This window comes from Herminiimonas glaciei (assembly GCF_042664955.1).
GTDB classification, from domain to species: Bacteria; Pseudomonadota; Gammaproteobacteria; order Burkholderiales; family Burkholderiaceae_D; genus Oxalicibacterium; species Oxalicibacterium glaciei.
On the sequence record NZ_JBHTBU010000001.1, the window covers coordinates 463174 to 481028 of the forward strand.

Annotated in this window: 7 protein-coding genes; all 7 read left to right on the forward strand. The window is 58.0% G+C overall.

Going from position 1 to position 17855, the window contains the following annotated elements; translation table 11 throughout:
* The first annotated feature begins 28 nt into the window (after window positions 1-28).
* The 7 genes from ACFQPC_RS02085 (at window position 29) to ACFQPC_RS02115 (ending at window position 17835) form a co-directional block, all read left to right on the forward strand.
* A complete protein-coding gene (locus ACFQPC_RS02085) occupies window positions 29-12529 on the forward strand; it encodes a filamentous haemagglutinin family protein (RefSeq protein ID WP_382269991.1) in 12501 nt (4166 codons plus the stop codon).
* 97 nt (window positions 12530-12626) lie between these two features.
* Window positions 12627-13421 carry a S1 family peptidase gene (locus tag ACFQPC_RS02090; RefSeq protein ID WP_382269992.1) on the forward strand — a complete coding sequence of 265 codons (795 nt, stop codon included), beginning with the start codon at window positions 12627-12629 and terminating at the stop codon, window positions 13419-13421.
* Window positions 13422-13462: 41 nt separating this feature from the next.
* Window positions 13463-13984 carry a hypothetical protein gene (locus ACFQPC_RS02095; RefSeq protein WP_382269993.1) on the forward strand — a complete coding sequence of 174 codons (522 nt, stop codon included), beginning with the start codon at window positions 13463-13465 and terminating at the stop codon, window positions 13982-13984.
* Window positions 13985-14005: 21 nt separating this feature from the next.
* The gene (locus ACFQPC_RS02100) at window positions 14006-15349 is read left to right on the forward strand and encodes a trypsin-like peptidase domain-containing protein (RefSeq protein ID WP_382269994.1); all 1344 of its coding nucleotides are present in this window, start codon (window positions 14006-14008) and stop codon (window positions 15347-15349) included.
* 188 nt (window positions 15350-15537) lie between these two features.
* Entirely contained in the window at window positions 15538-16200 is a 663-nt protein-coding gene (locus ACFQPC_RS02105) for an STN domain-containing protein (RefSeq protein ID WP_382269995.1), read from the forward strand.
* 42 nt (window positions 16201-16242) lie between these two features.
* Window positions 16243-16758 (forward strand): RNA polymerase sigma factor, encoded by a 516-nt coding sequence (locus ACFQPC_RS02110; protein ID WP_382269996.1) that lies wholly within the window; start codon window positions 16243-16245, stop codon window positions 16756-16758.
* 78 nt (window positions 16759-16836) lie between these two features.
* Entirely contained in the window at window positions 16837-17835 is a 999-nt protein-coding gene (locus tag ACFQPC_RS02115; protein WP_382269997.1) for a FecR family protein, read from the forward strand.
* Window positions 17836-17855 lie beyond the last annotated feature (20 nt).

The following is a 17855-nucleotide window of genomic DNA, read 5'->3' on the forward strand; positions in this document are numbered from 1 at the left end:
TCCGTCCGCAGATATCGGATCGCGTCGTATGAAACCCTTAGCCCATGCCATCGCCGTGATGTTGGCAACGGGCAGTATGTGGGGTGATGCGCATGCACAGCAAGCCTTCAGTGCTGCATGGTATGCCCAGAAGGGGGTAGTGCAAGCAGCTGCAGTCGCTACCGGCAAACTGCCGAACGGCATGCCGGCAATGCAGGCCAGTTCCCCGGCACTGCAACAGCAGCAAGCCAATACCCAATTACAACGTTCACTTGCCAACCTGAATTCCGCCGCTCGTGCAATCGCATTGGCGCAAGCGCAGCAAAGTGCAGCCAGACTGGCCGCCACGGGTAGCGTGCCGGATGGTCTCGGTGTCGGTGGCCTCGATGCTGGCAGCCTGGTCAGTAGCTGGATCAATGCAAATGGCCCGACGCAGTCGACGGCTAACGGTAAAACCATTGTCGACATCAAACAAACCGCCGACAAAGCGATCCTCAACTGGGAAACGTTTAACATCGGCAAGAACACGATTCTTAACTTCGACCAGCAAGCCGACTGGTCGGTACTGAACCGCATCAACAATGCCACTGCACCAAGCGTGATCCAGGGCCAGATCAAGGCGCCGGGCACGGTCATGATCGTCAACGCCAACGGCATCATCTTCAGCGGCAGCAGCCAGGTCAACACGCGTAACCTGGTGGTCGCCGCAGCGCACATCCTCGACTCGCAATTCAATACCGGTATCTATAGCCCGAACCTCAATACCGCCAGTTTCACCGGTGCCAATGGCAATGTACTGGTAGAAGCGGGTGCGCAAATTGCCACGCATGAGCCGTCCACAGTGACATCCGGTGGCGGCTATGTGCTGTTGCTGGGCAAGGAAGTCAATAACGCCGGTGAGATTGTCACCCGTAAAGGCCAGACTACGCTGGCAGCGGGCGACAGCTTCTTCATCCGCAAAGGTGTAGGCACGGAAGGGAATACTTTCAGCACTACACGCGGCAATGAAGTCGTCGGCAAGATCGATGTGGGCAGCGATGCCGGCAAGGTCACGAATACCGGCCTCATCATGGCGCGTGAAGGCGATATCACACTGACCGGGCGTGATGTACAGCAGAACGGTGTCGCCGTTGCGACCACCACCGTGAATACCCGTGGCACGATCCACTTGCTCAATTCGGCCAGCGATACACAAGGTAATGTCACATTAGGCCAGGGTAGCACCACCGCCATCCTGATCGAAGACGATGGCAAGACCACTGCACTGGATAGCCAGCGCGATGCGCTGATTAAGGAATCTGCCGCGCAGGATTTATTACGTGCCGCTACTGCTGCCGGTCCTTATGACAACTTGTCGACACTGTCGGATCGACGCGATCAGTCACGTATAGAAATCGTCTCTGGCGGAAATGTCACGTTTGCTGGTGATTCCATGACGCTGGCAACCGGCGGCCAGATTGCCGTCAGCACGAAAGGCAGGACCTTTGTTACCGATAAAGCCAATCTGGATGTTTCCGGTGCGGTTGGCGTCAATGTGGCGATGGAAAGTAATAACGTCAAAGTCAATATCCAGGGTAATGAGTTGCGTGATTCGCCGGATAACCGTGATAGCGGCAATTTATCCAATAACGATATCTGGCTCGACAGGCGCGACTTGATCCTGGTGCCGGCCGGTACCGGCGGTTACGCCAGTGATCGCTGGTATGCGGCAGGTGGCTTGCTCGAAGTCAGCGGTTACCTCAGCAACCAGGGGCACAGCATCGGTGAGTGGGCGGCGCAGGGCGGCACCGTTACATTGGGTGGTAGCGAAGTCATTACGCAACAAGGTTCGGCCATCAATCTCTCCGGTGGTAGCTTCAATGTGCAGACCGGCATGGTCAACCAGACCTGGCTCAAGGGCAGTGACGGCAAGCTCTATCGTATCGGTGAAGCACCGGCCGGTGTGACATATACCGGTGTTTATAAAGGCTACGAAACCAAGAGCGAGCGCTGGGGTGAGAAAGCCACCAGGTATTACTACAACCCGCTGATCGCAGCGCGCCAGCGCCTGGAGAATGGTTATACCGTTGGGCGTGATGCGGGTAATTTAATTATCAGTGCACCGACCGCGGTGCTGGAAGGCGAACTGGTCAGCAAGGTTTACCAGGGTGAGCAGCAGACGCGGGTACGCGATACGGTCAGCGATGGTTACAAGCAGGCACAGACTGCGGTTGCCAAAGGCGCGACGGTATTGCTGGGGCAATACACTGCACCGGGGCGCACCGGATTGTTCGATAGTGACATCAAGCTGGGCGATGTGGCGGAAGTCACGGAAGGCATGAACGCCAGCGATGTGCTGGACCCGACACGTGTCGGCACAGTGTGGCTGGACAGCCAGTACATCAATGAGCAGCACCTGGCCGGCCTGGACCTCGGTACCCGTGGCAACATCGTGATAGACAAAGCCATCACATTGAATGATGGCGGCACGCTGAACATGATCGCGGCGAATGTGGATATCGCAGCGCATGTGACGGTGCATGGTGGCAGTATCAATGCGACGAATATATTTACTTCACCGGTACCAGGTTCGCAATCCGGTGCACTGGCAAAGAACGGTAACTCGGCAATCACTTTACACAACGGTGCAACGCTGGATGTCAGCGGTCGCTGGGTGAATACACCGCTGGCGCCGACGGAGCGCAGTGGCCTGGCTTACCTGAATGGCGGCTCGGTCAAGCTGGAAAGTACACGTGACATCAATATCGAACAAGGCAGCCTGATTGATGCATCGTCCGGCGCCGCAATCCAGGAAAAGGGTAAGAAAACCGGTGGCAAGGGCGGCAATGTCAGCCTGCTGGCTGATGTTAGCGGTACGCAGAATAATGACAACGGCGTTTTGACGCTGGATGGTGAAGTACGCGGCTATGGTGTTGCAGGTGGCGGCACACTTAAACTGGAAACCGCTAATGCGGTCATCATCGGTGCTGCTACGCCGACTATCGGTGCAATGAACCTGGATAGCACACGTTTGCAGACAGGCTTTGCCAAATACGATATCAATGGTCACGCCGGTGTACAGGTGGCCGATGGTGCGAAGCTGGATGTGTTGATGCCACTGCTGCGTGTGAGCACGAATGGCGTGGGCAGTCTCGATGGTCGTGATGCCCTTGAGATCTGGACGCCGGAGCGGTATCAGGACGATCAGGCCAAGCACCAGATGATCCAGCGCAGTGGTGCAGACCTGGTCTTGCGTTCGCAACGACTGCTGCAGGATGGTGGCGACATCGTCATCGGTAAGGGCGCAGTGGTATCGGTAGATCCGGGCCGCTCCATCAGTTTGCAGGGCGGTGGCAAGAGCAGCATAGTCGTAGACGGCACGCTGAACGCATGGGGCGGCAATATTGCAATCGGCATCGATGCACCACTGACTTCGTCACCACAGAATACTTCGCAGCAAGCACACAATCGTTCGATCTGGATAGGTGAAACCGGTGTGCTCGACGTGGCGGCACGTGCAGCTACCAGTGTCGGCGTTGATGGCCGCCGCTATGGCACGGTCATGAATGGCGGCAGCATTACGTTGGGTGGCAGCATGGATTGGGAAAGCAAGGGCGTCACCACTGCACCGGATGTCGCCATCATTATTCGTCCGGGCGCCTTGCTCGATGCGTCCGGTAGCAGTGCCAAGCTCGATATTCCTGGCGCCAACGGCAAGGCAAGCGAAGTCAATGTCGCCAGCAACGGTGGCGACATCGTCCTCAAATCTGCGCACAGTATTTATATCGACGGCACTTTGCGTGCACATGCCGGTGCTGCAAATGCAGCTGGCGGCACGCTGGCGGTCGCGCTGGATGCGCCTGTCTTTGCCAACAACTATCAACCGGTAGATGCAGTGCGTGCGCAACGCGAACTGATCCTGTCGCAGCTGTATCAGGACAGTGGTTTGTCGGCTGGCTTGCAGGCGGGACAGGCTGATCCGGCACTGGGCTATGGCAAGGCACGCCTGAGTGTCGAGCAAGTGAACAATGGCGGCTTCGGTAATCTGTCGCTGTTCGTGGAAGGCTTGCTCAGCTTCGACGGTAGCGTAGACCTGAATATGGCGCAAAGCATGCGTCTGTACGCCGGTAGCTTTGGCCTGGCGACTACCGCCGCCAACGATGCCAGCATCAAACTGGCGTCAGCCTATGTACGACTGGCAGGGACCACTAAAACACCGGGCGATTTCAATGTCATCTACGGTGTGACGCGTCGTAACAGCGCTGGCACGACGTCCAGCGACGCCAGCTTTTCGGTAGAGGCGGATCTGGTAGAGATACGTGATCGTGTCGGTTTCGGCGCGCATGGCAACATCGCGCAACAGAACGGTATACAGATGACGGTAGATCGTCGTGCCTTCGATGAAGTCGACATCCTCAGCCGTGGTGACTTGCGATTGCTGGGTGGTACAGCAGCTCGCGGCTTGAATGGCGATACCACCACTGAACTGGCATCGATCGGAAATATCACCCTGACTGCCGCGCAGATTTATCCGGCGACAGGCGTCAACGCGCAAATCGTTGCCGGTTTCGATGACAGGCCGTGGCCGAACGGCAAGTACTACACAGGCAGCACACTGGAAATCAAACGCTATGGCGATGCACTGGCGGCAGCACCGCTGTCGGTGTTCGGTACGCTGGCACTGGGTGCCGACATCGTGCGCCAGGGGGGTATCGTACGTGCGCCTATGGGCAATCTGATCGTGGGGCAGGACGGCCGTGGTACCAATGTGGCGCATGCCAGTGTGGTTGAGTTGCTGGCGGGTAGCCTTACTTCGGTCAGCGGCGCTGGCGTCGTCATGCCTTATGGCGGCACCATAGATGGCATCGCGTATGACTACGCAGGCAAGCCGATCACACCACGCCCGCTGGGTAGCAGCGGTATCAAGCTGACCGGCGATAGCGTAATCGGGGAGAGTGGCAGTGTGCTGGATCTGTCGGGTGGCGGTGAATTGACCGGTGCCGGCTTCATTACCGGTCGCGGTGGTTCGGTCGACATCATACGCACGCCGCTGGTGAATGCGAATCCGACATTTGATTTCAGCAAGGCAGGCAATGGCGTGTACGCCATCGTGCCGAGCTACGCCGGTGCTTATGCACCAGTCGCACCAGACGCCGGATATGGCGATCCGATGGTGGGGCGTCAGGTCACGTTTGAACATGATATCGCGGGCCTGAAAGCAGGTACTTATACGCTGATGCCTTCTACCTATGCCTTGTTGCCGGGGGCGTTCCGTGTCGAGCTGGGTGCAGCATCGTTGCCGACCAGTGTGGCCGCAGCGGGTAATGGCTCCTATGTCAGCGCCGCTTATCTGGGCGTCGCGAATACGAACATCATGGCCAGCCTGCCGAACCAGGTCATCGTCACACCAGGCACAGCAGTACGCAGATATTCCGCTTTTAACGAAACCGGTTACGACGCGTTTGTCCTGGCTGATGCGGCCAAGCGCGGCAGCATGCGCGGCGCGATTGCTGCCGATGCAGGTAATCTGCTGCTGGATTATAAATATTCGACACCGAATGCCGGCATGCCGATGTTGCAGTTCGAAGGCAGCGCGCTCTTTAAACCGGCACCTGCATCGTATGGTTTTGGCGGCACGCTGACGGTCAACGCTTTTGGCATCGAAATTCTGGCTAATGGGAGCGGGCCTACCGCTGGCTTTGCAGGTGCTTCGTTGCTGGCCAGTGACCTCAATGCATTTGGTGCAGCGCGCATGATATTGGGCGGTACATTGGGCATGGGCTACGGCGACAATTTCGCCACCTTCAATGGTGAAGCTGTCGATATGATCGTACGCAGTGGTGCGCAACTGAGCGCTGCCGAAGTTTTTCTGTTGAACGGCGGTGTGCAGGGCGGCATCGTAGTGGAGCAGGGGGCATCGATTAATACGATAGGCCAGGGTAAAGCGGCGTATGACTCGTCTGACGGCGTCGTGTTTTCCACCAACGGCACTACCGTGCTGGGCGTTTCCAACGGCTGGATCAATCTGTTGTCTACCAAAGGTGGTGATATCAATGCCGGTACCATCAGCGTCGGCAAATGTAATGCGGGACCATGCAGCGGTGAAACGAGCTTGTATGGCGAAGGCACACTGGCGATCGCCACCGATAAATCGTTCACGCTGGAAGACAACACGCGTTATGGTGCGAAGAATCTCTTGCTCGCCCTGTCTGCATTGAACCTCGGTAGCGATGCAGCATTGGCGCAGGCCGCGCAGAATGGCACCTTGCCGGCTGGCCTGTCGATGAACCAGGGCGTGCTGGATCGCCTGCTGGCAGGGAATGCCGGTGTTGGTGTACCGGCAGTTGAATCGGTGATTTTCAACGCCCGTGAATCGATCAACATCTATGGCTCGGTTGCGCTCGATACTTTTAATCCGACTACCGGTAAATCCTCGATAGAACGACTGGTATTCGGTACGCCAGCTATCTATGGTTACGGCGCGGCCGGTGACAAGGCCAGCATTACGACCGGTGAATTCATCTGGACCGGTGCCGCGATCACCCCAACCAGGACTACCGGCGAGTACCTGCCGAATACACCGGGTGCCGCAATCGGCAACCTGCTGGGTGACAGCACGCTGGATATCAATGCGCAGCGCATACTGTTTGGCTATGGTCCGAATACGCAACCGGACGCTGGCTTGTCAGCCGACCGCCTGGCGCTCGGTTTCGGTGCCATCAATCTAAATGCCAGTGAGCGTGTGACCTCGAATGGCAAGGGCACGCTGAATGTCTATCATCGCCAGGGTGATTACATCGCAGGCCAGGGTTATCAATATACCGGCGGCGACCTGAACATCAACGCCCCGTTGCTGACTGGTGCAGCAGCGTCGGTGAATAGCATTACCGTCGGCGGCGCATTGAAGGTGCTGGCACCGAGCGGCAGTACGGCTGGTACCAGCGATGCTTTGGGCGCTGAATTGAAACTGTCCGGTAACACCGTGCATGTCGATACCGCAGTAGTCCTGCCTTCCGGCAAGCTAACCTTGTCGGCGACCGAAGACCTGACGCTGGGTGAGCACGCACAGATCGATCTCTCCGGTCGTGCAGTGAAATTCTTTGAACAGACGCGCTATAGCTGGGGCGGCGATTTGTCGCTGCTGAGCAGTGTCGGCGATATCACGCAGAGTGCCGGTTCGATTATCAATCTGTCCGCGCAGAACAATCGCGGCGGTACATTGAAAGCGGTCGCTCTCGGTGATAGCGCAGGTCATATCGACCTGGCCGGCACCATCCTTGGCGGCAGCAGTGGCTGGTATGACGCGGGCGGCACACTGGTGCCTTATGACGCAGCGGAGATCACCTTGCGTGCGCAAAGCCTGTCCGACTTCGCAGCATTGAATGCGCGCCTGAACGATGGCGGCGTATTCGGTGCACGTCGCTTCCAGATCAAGCAGGGTGACCTGACTATCAATGATGAAGTCAAGGCACGCAAAGTCGAAGTCGTGCTTGATGGCGGCAATTTGACGGTCGATGGCCGTATCGATGCCAGCGGCTTCCAGGTCGGCTCGATTTACCTGGCAGCGAAAGGTGACCTGACTATAAATGGCACACTGGATGCACACGGTACTGGCTTGCGCGTCGATAGCAAGGGCCAGATCATCGACAGTCCGAACCGTGCGACTGTGGACCTGACGACCAAAGAAGGCATGCTGACCCTGGGCAGCAATGCGCATATCGATTTGCGTGCCGGTACCAATGTGACACAAGGCAATGATGGTGTTGCACGCGGCACCTTCAACCTGAGCGCACCACGCCTGGGTGGTGTCGATGGCGCGGGTAATGGCGCGAATGACGTAGCTGTCACTGTCAACGGTACACCGGTGATCGCCGGTGCCAAAACGGTGGCCGTCTATGGTTTCCGTAGCTATGACGATGCGCCTGAGATCGCGGTGCCGGACGTGAACGGCAACAAGCCGCAAGAGATTACGCAGGAATATTTCGACGGTATCAAGGATGGCAATGGCGTCATCGTGCGTGGTGGTATCGATCCGCACAATACCGCTTTCATTGATGCGGCATTGGCCAATACCGCACTGGGCAATCGCCTGGCGGGCCTGGGCAACTATCACCTGCGTCCGGGTGTGGAAATCGTCGGCAAGGTCAGCACTGACAATCCGCATGGTGACGTGATTATCTCGCGTGACCTCGACCTGTCCGCTTATCGTTACGGTCCAAACTCGGACCGTGATAATCCTGCGCTGCGCGGTTTTGGTGAGCCCGGCATGCTGGTGATACGCGCTGCAGGCGATATCAATATTTACGGCAGCATCAACGATGGCTTTGCACCACCACCAACGACACCGGATGACAAGGGCTGGTACCTGACCGAAGCACGTTGGGACGGTCGGGGTATGACGCCATTCGGTAGTGACATCGTGATTCCGATTGATGGTGTGGTGCTGGAAGCGGGTACGCAATTCCCGCAAGGCTCGACCCTGAATTACGACTTGCATGCAGCTGGCCTGAACTTGCCTAGCGGTACTGTACTGCCGGTCGACGTGGAGCTGACTTCCAGCCACACGCTGCGCGCAGGAACCGTGCTGGCGGCGAATGTATATAACGCCAATGGCAGCATTGCGTGGACGGCTGGTACCGTGATGGCGAGTGACGTGACGCTGAGCAGTGGCATGAAGCTGGGTGCCGGTACCGCCTTGCGCAGCAGCGCAGACGTGGCTGCCTTGGTATGGCCGAAAGGCTACAAGCTGCCGGTCGCGATGTCGGCCAGCATTGCCATCACGCTGGCGCGTGGTGCGTTGATCCCGGCGATGACCAAGCTTGAACTGCTGGATGACAAACCGATTAACCTGCGTCCCGAAGTAAACGGCGTACAAGGCGCTAACTGGGCGCTGGCACCTATGCTGGGCAAAGGTGCCAGCAGCTGGAGTTTGCAACTGACGGCAGGCGCGGATATGGCTTCGGCTGACCGGCGTGCGGTCCATCCTGCATCCAAGGGTTCCATCATCCTCGCCGATACGCACGCAATGACGAGGGTTGAAACCAAAGTTGGCGGTACCGGCTTGGTCTGGGGCGCCGATGCTGAAATGTATGGCCTGGTTCCGGGAGAAGTCGTTGAGGAATGGGCAATCGAAGCCGGTTATTGCACATTTGTGACCTGCAATATTGATCCGATACGCATCACTTATACATGGGGACCTGAAGCTGTTCCGTCGGGCTTTGAAGAAGGCACGCCAGTAGATCCTATGTATGTCGAGCTGGGTATCTGTAATGAGCCGGGCATGTGCGTACAGACGATTAATCCGGTGCGAGATATCACGCTGCATACTTTGCTCTCACCTATGTTCAGCGTGCTGCGTACCGGTACCGGTGACATCGGCATGACGGCAGCGGGTGATTTCCGCATGCAGTCGGCGTATGGCGTGTACACCGCAGGTACGCCCTCCGCGTCCATACTCGACAGCAATGGTGTGGATATATTCAACCAGCCGCGTGGCCTGCATACCAACAATACCCTGCTGGGTGCGCAAAGCAATGATTACAACCCGGCACTGGCGGCTTACCAGGCGTGGTATCCGGAGCAGGGCGGTAACCTGAATATTTCCGTTGGCAGAAACATTACCGGCGATGTGTGGGGTACCTTCGCCTGGCCTGAACGGCCGAACATCCCGAGTGCCGGCGTCGGTAACTGGTTGTGGCGTCAGGGTACTGGCAGCACTTCTGCTGCAGTACCGACTGCATGGTGGATCAACTTTGGTGCTTATGCAGTGCCGATGGGGACAGTGTGGCAAAACGAATATCAGGAACCTTATCTGGTTGGCTTCACCGGACTGGGTACCCTGGGCGGCGGCAACCTGAATATTGAAGCGGGTGGGGATGCAGGTGTAACGGCGCGTCGCGGTACCGCTAACGCCATGCAGAATTACCCGCGCAGCCAGGCCCTGGTCGCGGCGGTAGGCAGCACCGGTCGCGTCGATGCGGACGGCAAGTTGGTCCTGACCGGTGGCGGCGACCTGAACATACGACTCGGTGGCGTACTCAATCCCGATTTTGACGCGACGCAATTTGGCAGCGGTGGTGCCAATACACAAAACCATGACCTCAACGGTGCGCTGATCAACTTGCGTGGTACGACTGCGGTAGCTGCGACTGCCATCGGCGACATCAAGCCGCGTTATCGTCAATTGCGGGGACAGTCACGTGGTTTCGATGGCGATGCAACTGATGTGCGTACCATAGATCCGTTCATGCCGACGATAGCCAGCAGCAGCGGTGGCATCACGCTAGTGCCAGGTGATACGGCGATTTATCTGGATACGCTGGGAGACCTGGTTCTGGCAACGGTCGCTGATCCGGGTCGTACATATACAGCGAATAGCTCAGCTTTTACCGCGAACGGTACGAACTACCTGGGCGGCGGTCAAAGCTGGTTCTCGCTGTGGGACAAGCATACGGCCATCAATCTGTTTGCTGCCGGTGGCAACCTGACGCCAGGTACCGACATTGCGAATCGCGGTTCCAGCATGGGTAATACCAGTATCGGCGATATCGTGATTACCTATCCGTCCATCCTGCGTGCGACCGCGGCCAGCGGCAACCTGTATTACGGGTTCTCTGCGGCACCAGGCTCTTCGGCTACCGACACTAATAAGTATCTGGTACTTGCACCTTCGGCCAACGGTGCGCTCGAATTCCTCGCCAGTAATTCCATCTATGGCGGTGGCTATCCGATCGCCATGTCGGGTTCCGATACACCTTTGCCGACCCCGTTCAATCCGGCATTTGTCGGCTTCAACGCACAGACACGCGTCGTAGTTTCCAATCTGAGTATGGATGGCGCGATGACCGGTAATGATCAGTTTACTGGCGCAGCTATTGATGGCAGGCAGCATTACTTCCCCTTGTTCGCTTTTGGTCCGGATACGCTGGGCGCGACCGCACTGCATGCCGGTGATACTTCTGCGGCATTGTTCTATGGTGTCAACGGTGACGTGATCGGCGTCAACAGTGGTGTGACGCAGCGCATGACCGGCCTGGGTCGTACCATCCCGACCTGGTATCGCGCCGCGACCGCGGCCCGCATCCAGGCCGGACGCGATGTGATCAATACCAATAGCTTGTTCGTGCATAACAACGACAACGATATTTCGTTGGTGCAGGCCGGGCGTGACATCCTGTACGCAAACGTCCAGGTAGCCGGTCCCGGTACGCTGGAAATCAGCGCCGGACGCAACTTGACGCAGGACGCCAAAGCCAGTGTCGTCAGCCTTGGTGGTTTGGTACAGGGTGACAACCGTCCGGGTGCCGATATTGCAATGATGGCCGGTGGCGGTATGAACGGGCCGGACTTCAGCGCGATCAGCAAGCTCTACCTTGATCCGGCCAACCAGGCCGATCCGGGTGCGTCGCTGGCCAGCCAGCCTGGCAAGGTAGTGAAGACTTACGAGGGCGAGCTGGCGACCTGGCTGCAAGAGCGCTTTGGCTTTAGCGGCACAGCGGCAGATGCGCTGACTTACTTCCATGCGTTGGCACCGGAACAGCAACGCATCTTCCTGCGTAATGTGTACTACGCAGAATTGCGTGAAGGTGGTCGCGAATACAATAATCCGGACAGCCGTCGCTACGGTTCCTTCCTGCGCAGCCGCGACATGATCGCTACGCTGTTCCCGGATCGCGATGCACATGGCGACACCATCGTACGCAGTGGCGACATCACCATGTTTGGCAATGCCGGTGTGCATACCAACTTCGGCGGCAATATCCAGATGATGGCACCGGGCGGCCAGATCGTGATCGGCGTGCAAGGTGAGGTTCCTGCCGCAACCGCAGGTGTGGTCACTCAAGGCCGGGGTGATATCCAGTTATTCAGCGAACGAAGCCTGTTGCTCGGTTTGTCGCGTGTGATGACGACCTTCGGTGGCGATATCTTTGCGTGGTCGGAACAAGGCGATATCAATGCCGGCCGCGGTTCCAAAACCACCATCCTCTACACACCGCCGAAACGCGTCTATGACCAGTGGGGCAATGTGACACTGTCACCGCAAGTGCCGAGTTCGGGTGCAGGTATCGCCACCCTGAGCCCGATACCGGAAGCAAGCGCCGGTAACGTTGACTTGATCGCACCGTTGGGCACCATCGATGCCGGTGAGGCGGGTATCCGTGTCTCGGGCAATGTGAATATCTTCGCGCTGCAAGTGGTGAATGCCGCCAACATCAAGGTGGCAGGCGAGGCCTCCGGTATCCCGATGATTGCATCCGTCAACGTTGGCGCCCTGACCAACGCCAGTGCGGCGGCCAGTTCGGCGGCGGCAGCGGCGCAGGATGTGATGCAGCGTGATCGCAACGAAGCGCGTAAAAACCTGCCATCGATCTTTACGGTGCGGGTACTGGGCTTTGGCAACGAAGGCGCGCCGGAAGATGACGGTGCAGGTCAGCGCGCACCAGCTTCGGGTGGGCAACGTGGTGCAGCTTATGACAAGGGCAGTGCTTTCCAGGTACTGGGGCAGGGCAATCTGGACCCGGCGCAAATGGCACGTTTGACGGAGGTGGAGCAGCGTCGTCTGAAAAAATAAGGCAACAGATTTATGACATTTTCGTGACAAACGTCACTTAAAGCGCGCGACTTCCGTCTTGCTTATGGTCAGCCCTGCCTTATGCGCAAGGGTGGGGATGATCAGGGAAGAAGGATATGAAGAAGTTAAGGCGAAAGATGGATACCAGCAGGAGCCGGGCGTGATGCGCCGGCTCTTTTTGGCGTTGGCATGCCTGCCGCTGGCGGTACAGGCGGCAGCGGAACCGCCGCCCCGGACTGGGCTGGACACCCATGCCAGTGGCGTATTCCTGAACCCAGCCGGCGATGTATTGACTGCGCATCACGCGGTCGGGAGCTGCGGCACGATTTACGTGGTCAAGGATGGGCGTGTGGTCGAAGCGAAGCTGGGCCTGGCGAGTCCGGAACTGGACCTGGCGGTTTTGCACACGACGCTTAAACCGTATCTGAGTGCCACGCTGGCGCAGACTGAGGCACGTAGTGGCAGCAGTATTGGTGTGTTTTCTGAAGCATATAGCGTGCTGCAGCGTTTGCCCGGACGCGCCACTTTGGTCAGCAATGCGATCACGGTGCCGGGTGAAGACGGCATGCAGCTGTTATCAGGTGTGAAGCCCGGTGCCAGCGGCAGTGCGGTGATCGGCGGTGCGGGTTTGGTGCTGGGCGTGGTGGTGGCACGGATGGCATCCGTTTCCTCATCCCATGGTGCGGTGTCTAGCACCATGTTGAGCCGGGCGGCGGCAGCGGGCGTGCCGACCGGTGCCAGCGTAGTGCGGGCAGTCGGCGTGACACAGGTCAAACAATTTTTGCGTGACGGCGGTATTCCCTTTACGGAAAGCGATGCCGCCCAACTGGGTGCTACACAATCACCGGCCGCACGAGCGGCAACGCTGTCGGTCGGGATTATCTGCGGTTAGCAATGACAGGTAAATACCGAACATAAATAAGCAGGACAGCCATGGAAACGGGAATTGATATGAATGAAAAGAATATGCAGGAACAGGCATCACAGGTCGTGGATGGCAAACAGGGTGTAGTGAAACGTGCTTTGCATCGCGTCCTGAAAATGATGGGGGTACTTGGCGTAGGGTTGACGGTGTCGTCGGCTCCGGTCATGGTGCAAACCGCGATGGCGCAGAGCGTGCCGCAACATTGGGTCAGCTATGCGCAAATGGCCGGTAATCAACTGGAAGCATGGCTCAGTGATCCGGCCAGTGATGCCGTGGTACGACTGCATGGCTGGATGCAGGAGCGCTTGCTGAAAGAAGGCCAGCCTTTGCCGCCACCGCTGGTGGTAAAAGTGTGGGTGGCACCGGACGGCAAGATTTCCCGTACCGAATTCGCTACACTGGGACAGGCGCAGGCAGATGCGGATTTGCGTTCCTTGATGATGACGCAATCCTTGTCCGAGCCGCCGCCGCGTGATATGCGCCAGCCTATGGTGTTGCAGCTGAGCCTGAGTTTCGCGGCCAAAACATGATGCTGGCCTGGTGATTGACCGATGACTATCCTGCGCCAGGCCGGCTTCGTACTTGCCTTGCTATCCGCCACTATGCTGAGTGCCTGTGGCGGCATGCAGAACGGTGCCTTGTGGAGTGCACCGGACTTCTCCACGCTGGCCCGGACTTATGGCCCGGCCGTGGTGAATATAGGTGTGGCCCGGGATCAGTCACAACGGCAGCGCACGCCACAAAATGCGAATGAAGAAGCGAGCCTGGGTTCGGGCTTCATCGTTAGTAGCGATGGCTACATCCTGACCAATGCCCATGTAGTGGCACGCGGTACCCAAATCAGCGTCAAGCTGCCGGATCGCAGGGAATTCAAGGCGCGGCTGATCGGCAGCGATGCGGTGGCTGACGTCGCTTTGCTGAAGATCGATGCGCAAGGCTTGCCGACGGTACGCATAGGCAACCCGGATAAGGCAGAGGTCGGTGACTGGGCACTGGCGATAGGTTCTCCTTTCGGCTTCAGCAACTCCGCCACTGCCGGCATCATCAGCGCTACACGTCGCATCCTGCCCGGTGCCGATTACATTCCCTTCCTGCAAACCGATGTCCCGGTCAATCCGGGCAACTCCGGCGGCCCGCTGTTCAATCAGTATGGCGAAGTCATCGGTATCAATTCACGCATTTATAGCAATAGCGGCGGCTACCAGGGTTTGTCCTTTGCGATACCGATCGATGCGGCGATGCGCATCAAGGAACAGTTGCAGGACAAGGGTGCGGTCACGCGTGGGCGCATAGGCGTCAGTGTGCAGGAAGTCAGCCAGGCGCTGGCGGAATCCTTTCATTTGCCGAGGCCTGCGGGCGCACTGGTGAGCTATGTCGAGCGGGGTGCGGCAGCGGATCGTGCCGGTGTGAAATCCGGCGATGTGATTTTGCAGGTCAAGGGCAGGGAAGTATTGCAGTCTGCCGACGCGTTGATTTTTATCGCTGACTCGGCACCGGGCGACGCAGCTGTTTTGAAAGTATGGCGCGAGAAAAAGGCCTTGTCGCTGACAGTGGTACCGGATCGCTTCGATGCACAGCCGGTACCGAAGATAGAGCCGGAACTGGCAACGCCACTGGGATTGCTGGTGCGTCCGCTGTTCCCGCAAGAACAATTGGTGTTGCGGATAGACGGCGGCTTGCTGGTGCAGCGTATCAATGCCGCAGCAGCACGGGCCGGGGTGAAGGTGGGCGATGTGATCATGGCAGTGAATGGTCGCACGGTGAGCACGATCCAGGGCCTGGCAGAAGAAGTCGGGATAGCGGATGGTGCGGCGGCGCTACTGATACAGCGTGGCAGCGCGCGCTTGTTTATCGCTATAGAAACGCAGAAGCAGGCGGCACGTGAAGCTGAATAAATGGCAACGATGAACGGTATAAATAGTGTGCGTATCTGATGTGTGTATTACCTCCGTGTTGCAAAAAAATCCGGTCATGGAGTGGTCATATTTTCTTCATAGAATGGCTGCCGTAAGCAAAGGCAGCCATGCGCATCAGCCTTACTGAACCCCTCCAACACCCTGCATGAACAGGCATCCAGTCTCATATGGCAAACATAGTCGCATATACCGGTGTGCGCCCATTGATGGGATGTATGGCTGCGCTGGCGCTGAGCCTGGTATGCCATCAGGTGCGGGCCAGTGCCGAGATACTGTTTGACATGCCGGCGCAATCGTTAAAGGTGGCACTGGAAAAATTTGATGCCAGCACCAACCTGTCCGTGTTTTTTTCTTCCGAGCTGGCGGCGGGCAAGATGTCGAGCGCAGTGCATGGTTTCTTCATGCCGCAACAGGCCTTGAAGATGCTGCTGGAAGGTACCGGGCTGACGATACAGTCGGTCGCCGATGATGCCTTTGTACTGATTCCTGTCGTGGGTAAAGCACAAGCTGCGCATCCGGTGGCCGCATCCGCATCACGTTATTTCGATGGCCTGGTACAAGAGGGCATACGCAAGGCATTGTGTGCGCGGGAAGACCTGGCGCTGGGTACTTATCGTCTCGCCATGCTGGTGAAGCTGGACCAGGGTGGCCAGGTCCAGGAAGCACGTTTGCTGGATACCACCGGTAATCGCCAGCGCGATGCTGCGATCGTCAGCGAAGTGCAAAAGCTCCAGGTCAGCCAGCCACCATTGGCGCCGGAAAAGCCGTTCGTGATCCTTATCAAGCCGCGTGCGAAGAAAGAAAAGCCTGTATGCACCCCCCTTCAATAGGACAGACCGTGCGCCTCCATCCCATCTATCTCTTGAGTGGCCATGAGTGATTCCAGCCTGTCGGCCCTGCGCGAGCTTTTGACGCAGCGCTATGATGAACTCAAGCGCCGCCTCGCCTGGCGCCTGGGTTCGGTCGAGGTCGCCAGTGATGCCTTGCATGACACGTGGCTGCACCTGGAAAACCGCAACGAAGACCACGGACCGGTCAAGAATCCGGCCGCCTACCTGATGCGCGTGGCGACCAATCTTGCGCTGGACCGCTTGCAACGCGATCGCCGCTATATGAATGCGGACGAACTGGAAGCATTGATGGTGGAAATCGCCGATCCGGCCCCGGGTCCGGTGCAAGTGGTCGCTGCCCGCGATGAAATTGAAATGCTGGCCAACATCATCGAAAGCATGCCGCGGCGTCGCCGCGCGATTTTCCTCGCGATCCGGGTGGATGGTTTATCGAACCAGGATGCCGCGCTGCGTTTCGGCGTTTCGCCACGGCTGGTCGGACTCGAATTGAAGCGTGCGCATGAATACTGCATGACGCATATGCCTAAGGATGAATAAAAATGTTGCCGATTTTGTGCCTGCCAACCGTCTTGTCTTCAAGGCTGCAAAGATCTTGTCTGTGACGCCATGACGAAAATGATGAATCATTCATACCATGATGAAAGAACGCCGGGCGCGCTGGAGCGGCAAGCCTATGCATGGGTGCGTCAGGTGGCAGCGGGCAAGATGACGCGTGCGGACGGCCTTGCACTCAAGCACTGGTGTACGGAAAACCCGGCGCATGCCGCGGCCTTCACCGAAGCACGTCGACGCTGGCAGCAATTGGGGCAGGCGAGTGAACTGGTGCTGGCACGTAACCCGGCTGCGATGCAGGCCGAAGCCGCGCCACGCTCCCGCGTCAGCAGTCCGGCACGTCGCGCTTTCCTCGGTGGTGCCGTGTGCGCGACAGCGGCTACTGCGGCAGTCGTGGTATTCCGTCCGCCGCTGAACCTGTGGCCGTCGTTTGCGGAATTGAATGCGGATTATCGCACCGCCATCGGTGAACAACGCACCCTGGCCCTGAGCGATAACGTCAATGTTGAACTCAATACCCGCACCAGCATCGCCGTAAAAAGCGGACGCGCAGGTGTGGCCGGCATTGACCTGATTGCCGGTGAAGCTGCGGTCGATATTGTCAATGCCAATGAAGTGTTTGTCGTTGCTGCCGGAGCAGGTCGCAGCGCGGCGCAAAATGCACGCTTTGAAGTCAGGGCCGGTGCGAATGGCGTCTGCGTGACGTGTTTGCAGGGGCGCGTACAAGTGTCGCACACCGCAGGCCGCGTGACCCTGGCGGCGCGCGAGCAATTGGTGTACGACGACAAGACCTTGGGCAATATCGCCAGCATAGATCCCGCTGCCGTATCCGCATGGCGCGAAGGTTCATTGCGCTTCAGTGAAACACCACTGGCTGAAGTGGTGGAAGAAATCAATCGCTATCGCCCGGGACGTGTCGTCTTGCTCGACAAGAAAATGGCGGCCAGGGCTGTTACCGGTCGTTTCCGTCTCGATGCACTGGATAAGGCGTTGGCACAAATCCAGCGTTCGCTCGGTTTGCAAATCAGTAATCTGCCTGGTGGCGTGGTCTTGCTGAGCTGAAGATCGGCTGCCGTAGCCCG

Coding starts and splice junctions, on each gene's coding strand:
- ACFQPC_RS02085 (WP_382269991.1), top strand. CDS start 29: ATGAAACCCTTAGCCCATGCCATCGCCGTGATGTTGGCAACGGGCAGT.
- ACFQPC_RS02090 (WP_382269992.1), top strand. CDS start 12,627: ATGATCAGGGAAGAAGGATATGAAGAAGTTAAGGCGAAAGATGGATAC.
- ACFQPC_RS02095 (WP_382269993.1), top strand. CDS start 13,463: ATGGAAACGGGAATTGATATGAATGAAAAGAATATGCAGGAACAGGCA.
- ACFQPC_RS02100 (WP_382269994.1), top strand. CDS start 14,006: ATGACTATCCTGCGCCAGGCCGGCTTCGTACTTGCCTTGCTATCCGCC.
- ACFQPC_RS02105 (WP_382269995.1), top strand. CDS start 15,538: ATGGCAAACATAGTCGCATATACCGGTGTGCGCCCATTGATGGGATGT.
- ACFQPC_RS02110 (WP_382269996.1), top strand. CDS start 16,243: ATGAGTGATTCCAGCCTGTCGGCCCTGCGCGAGCTTTTGACGCAGCGC.
- ACFQPC_RS02115 (WP_382269997.1), top strand. CDS start 16,837: ATGATGAATCATTCATACCATGATGAAAGAACGCCGGGCGCGCTGGAG.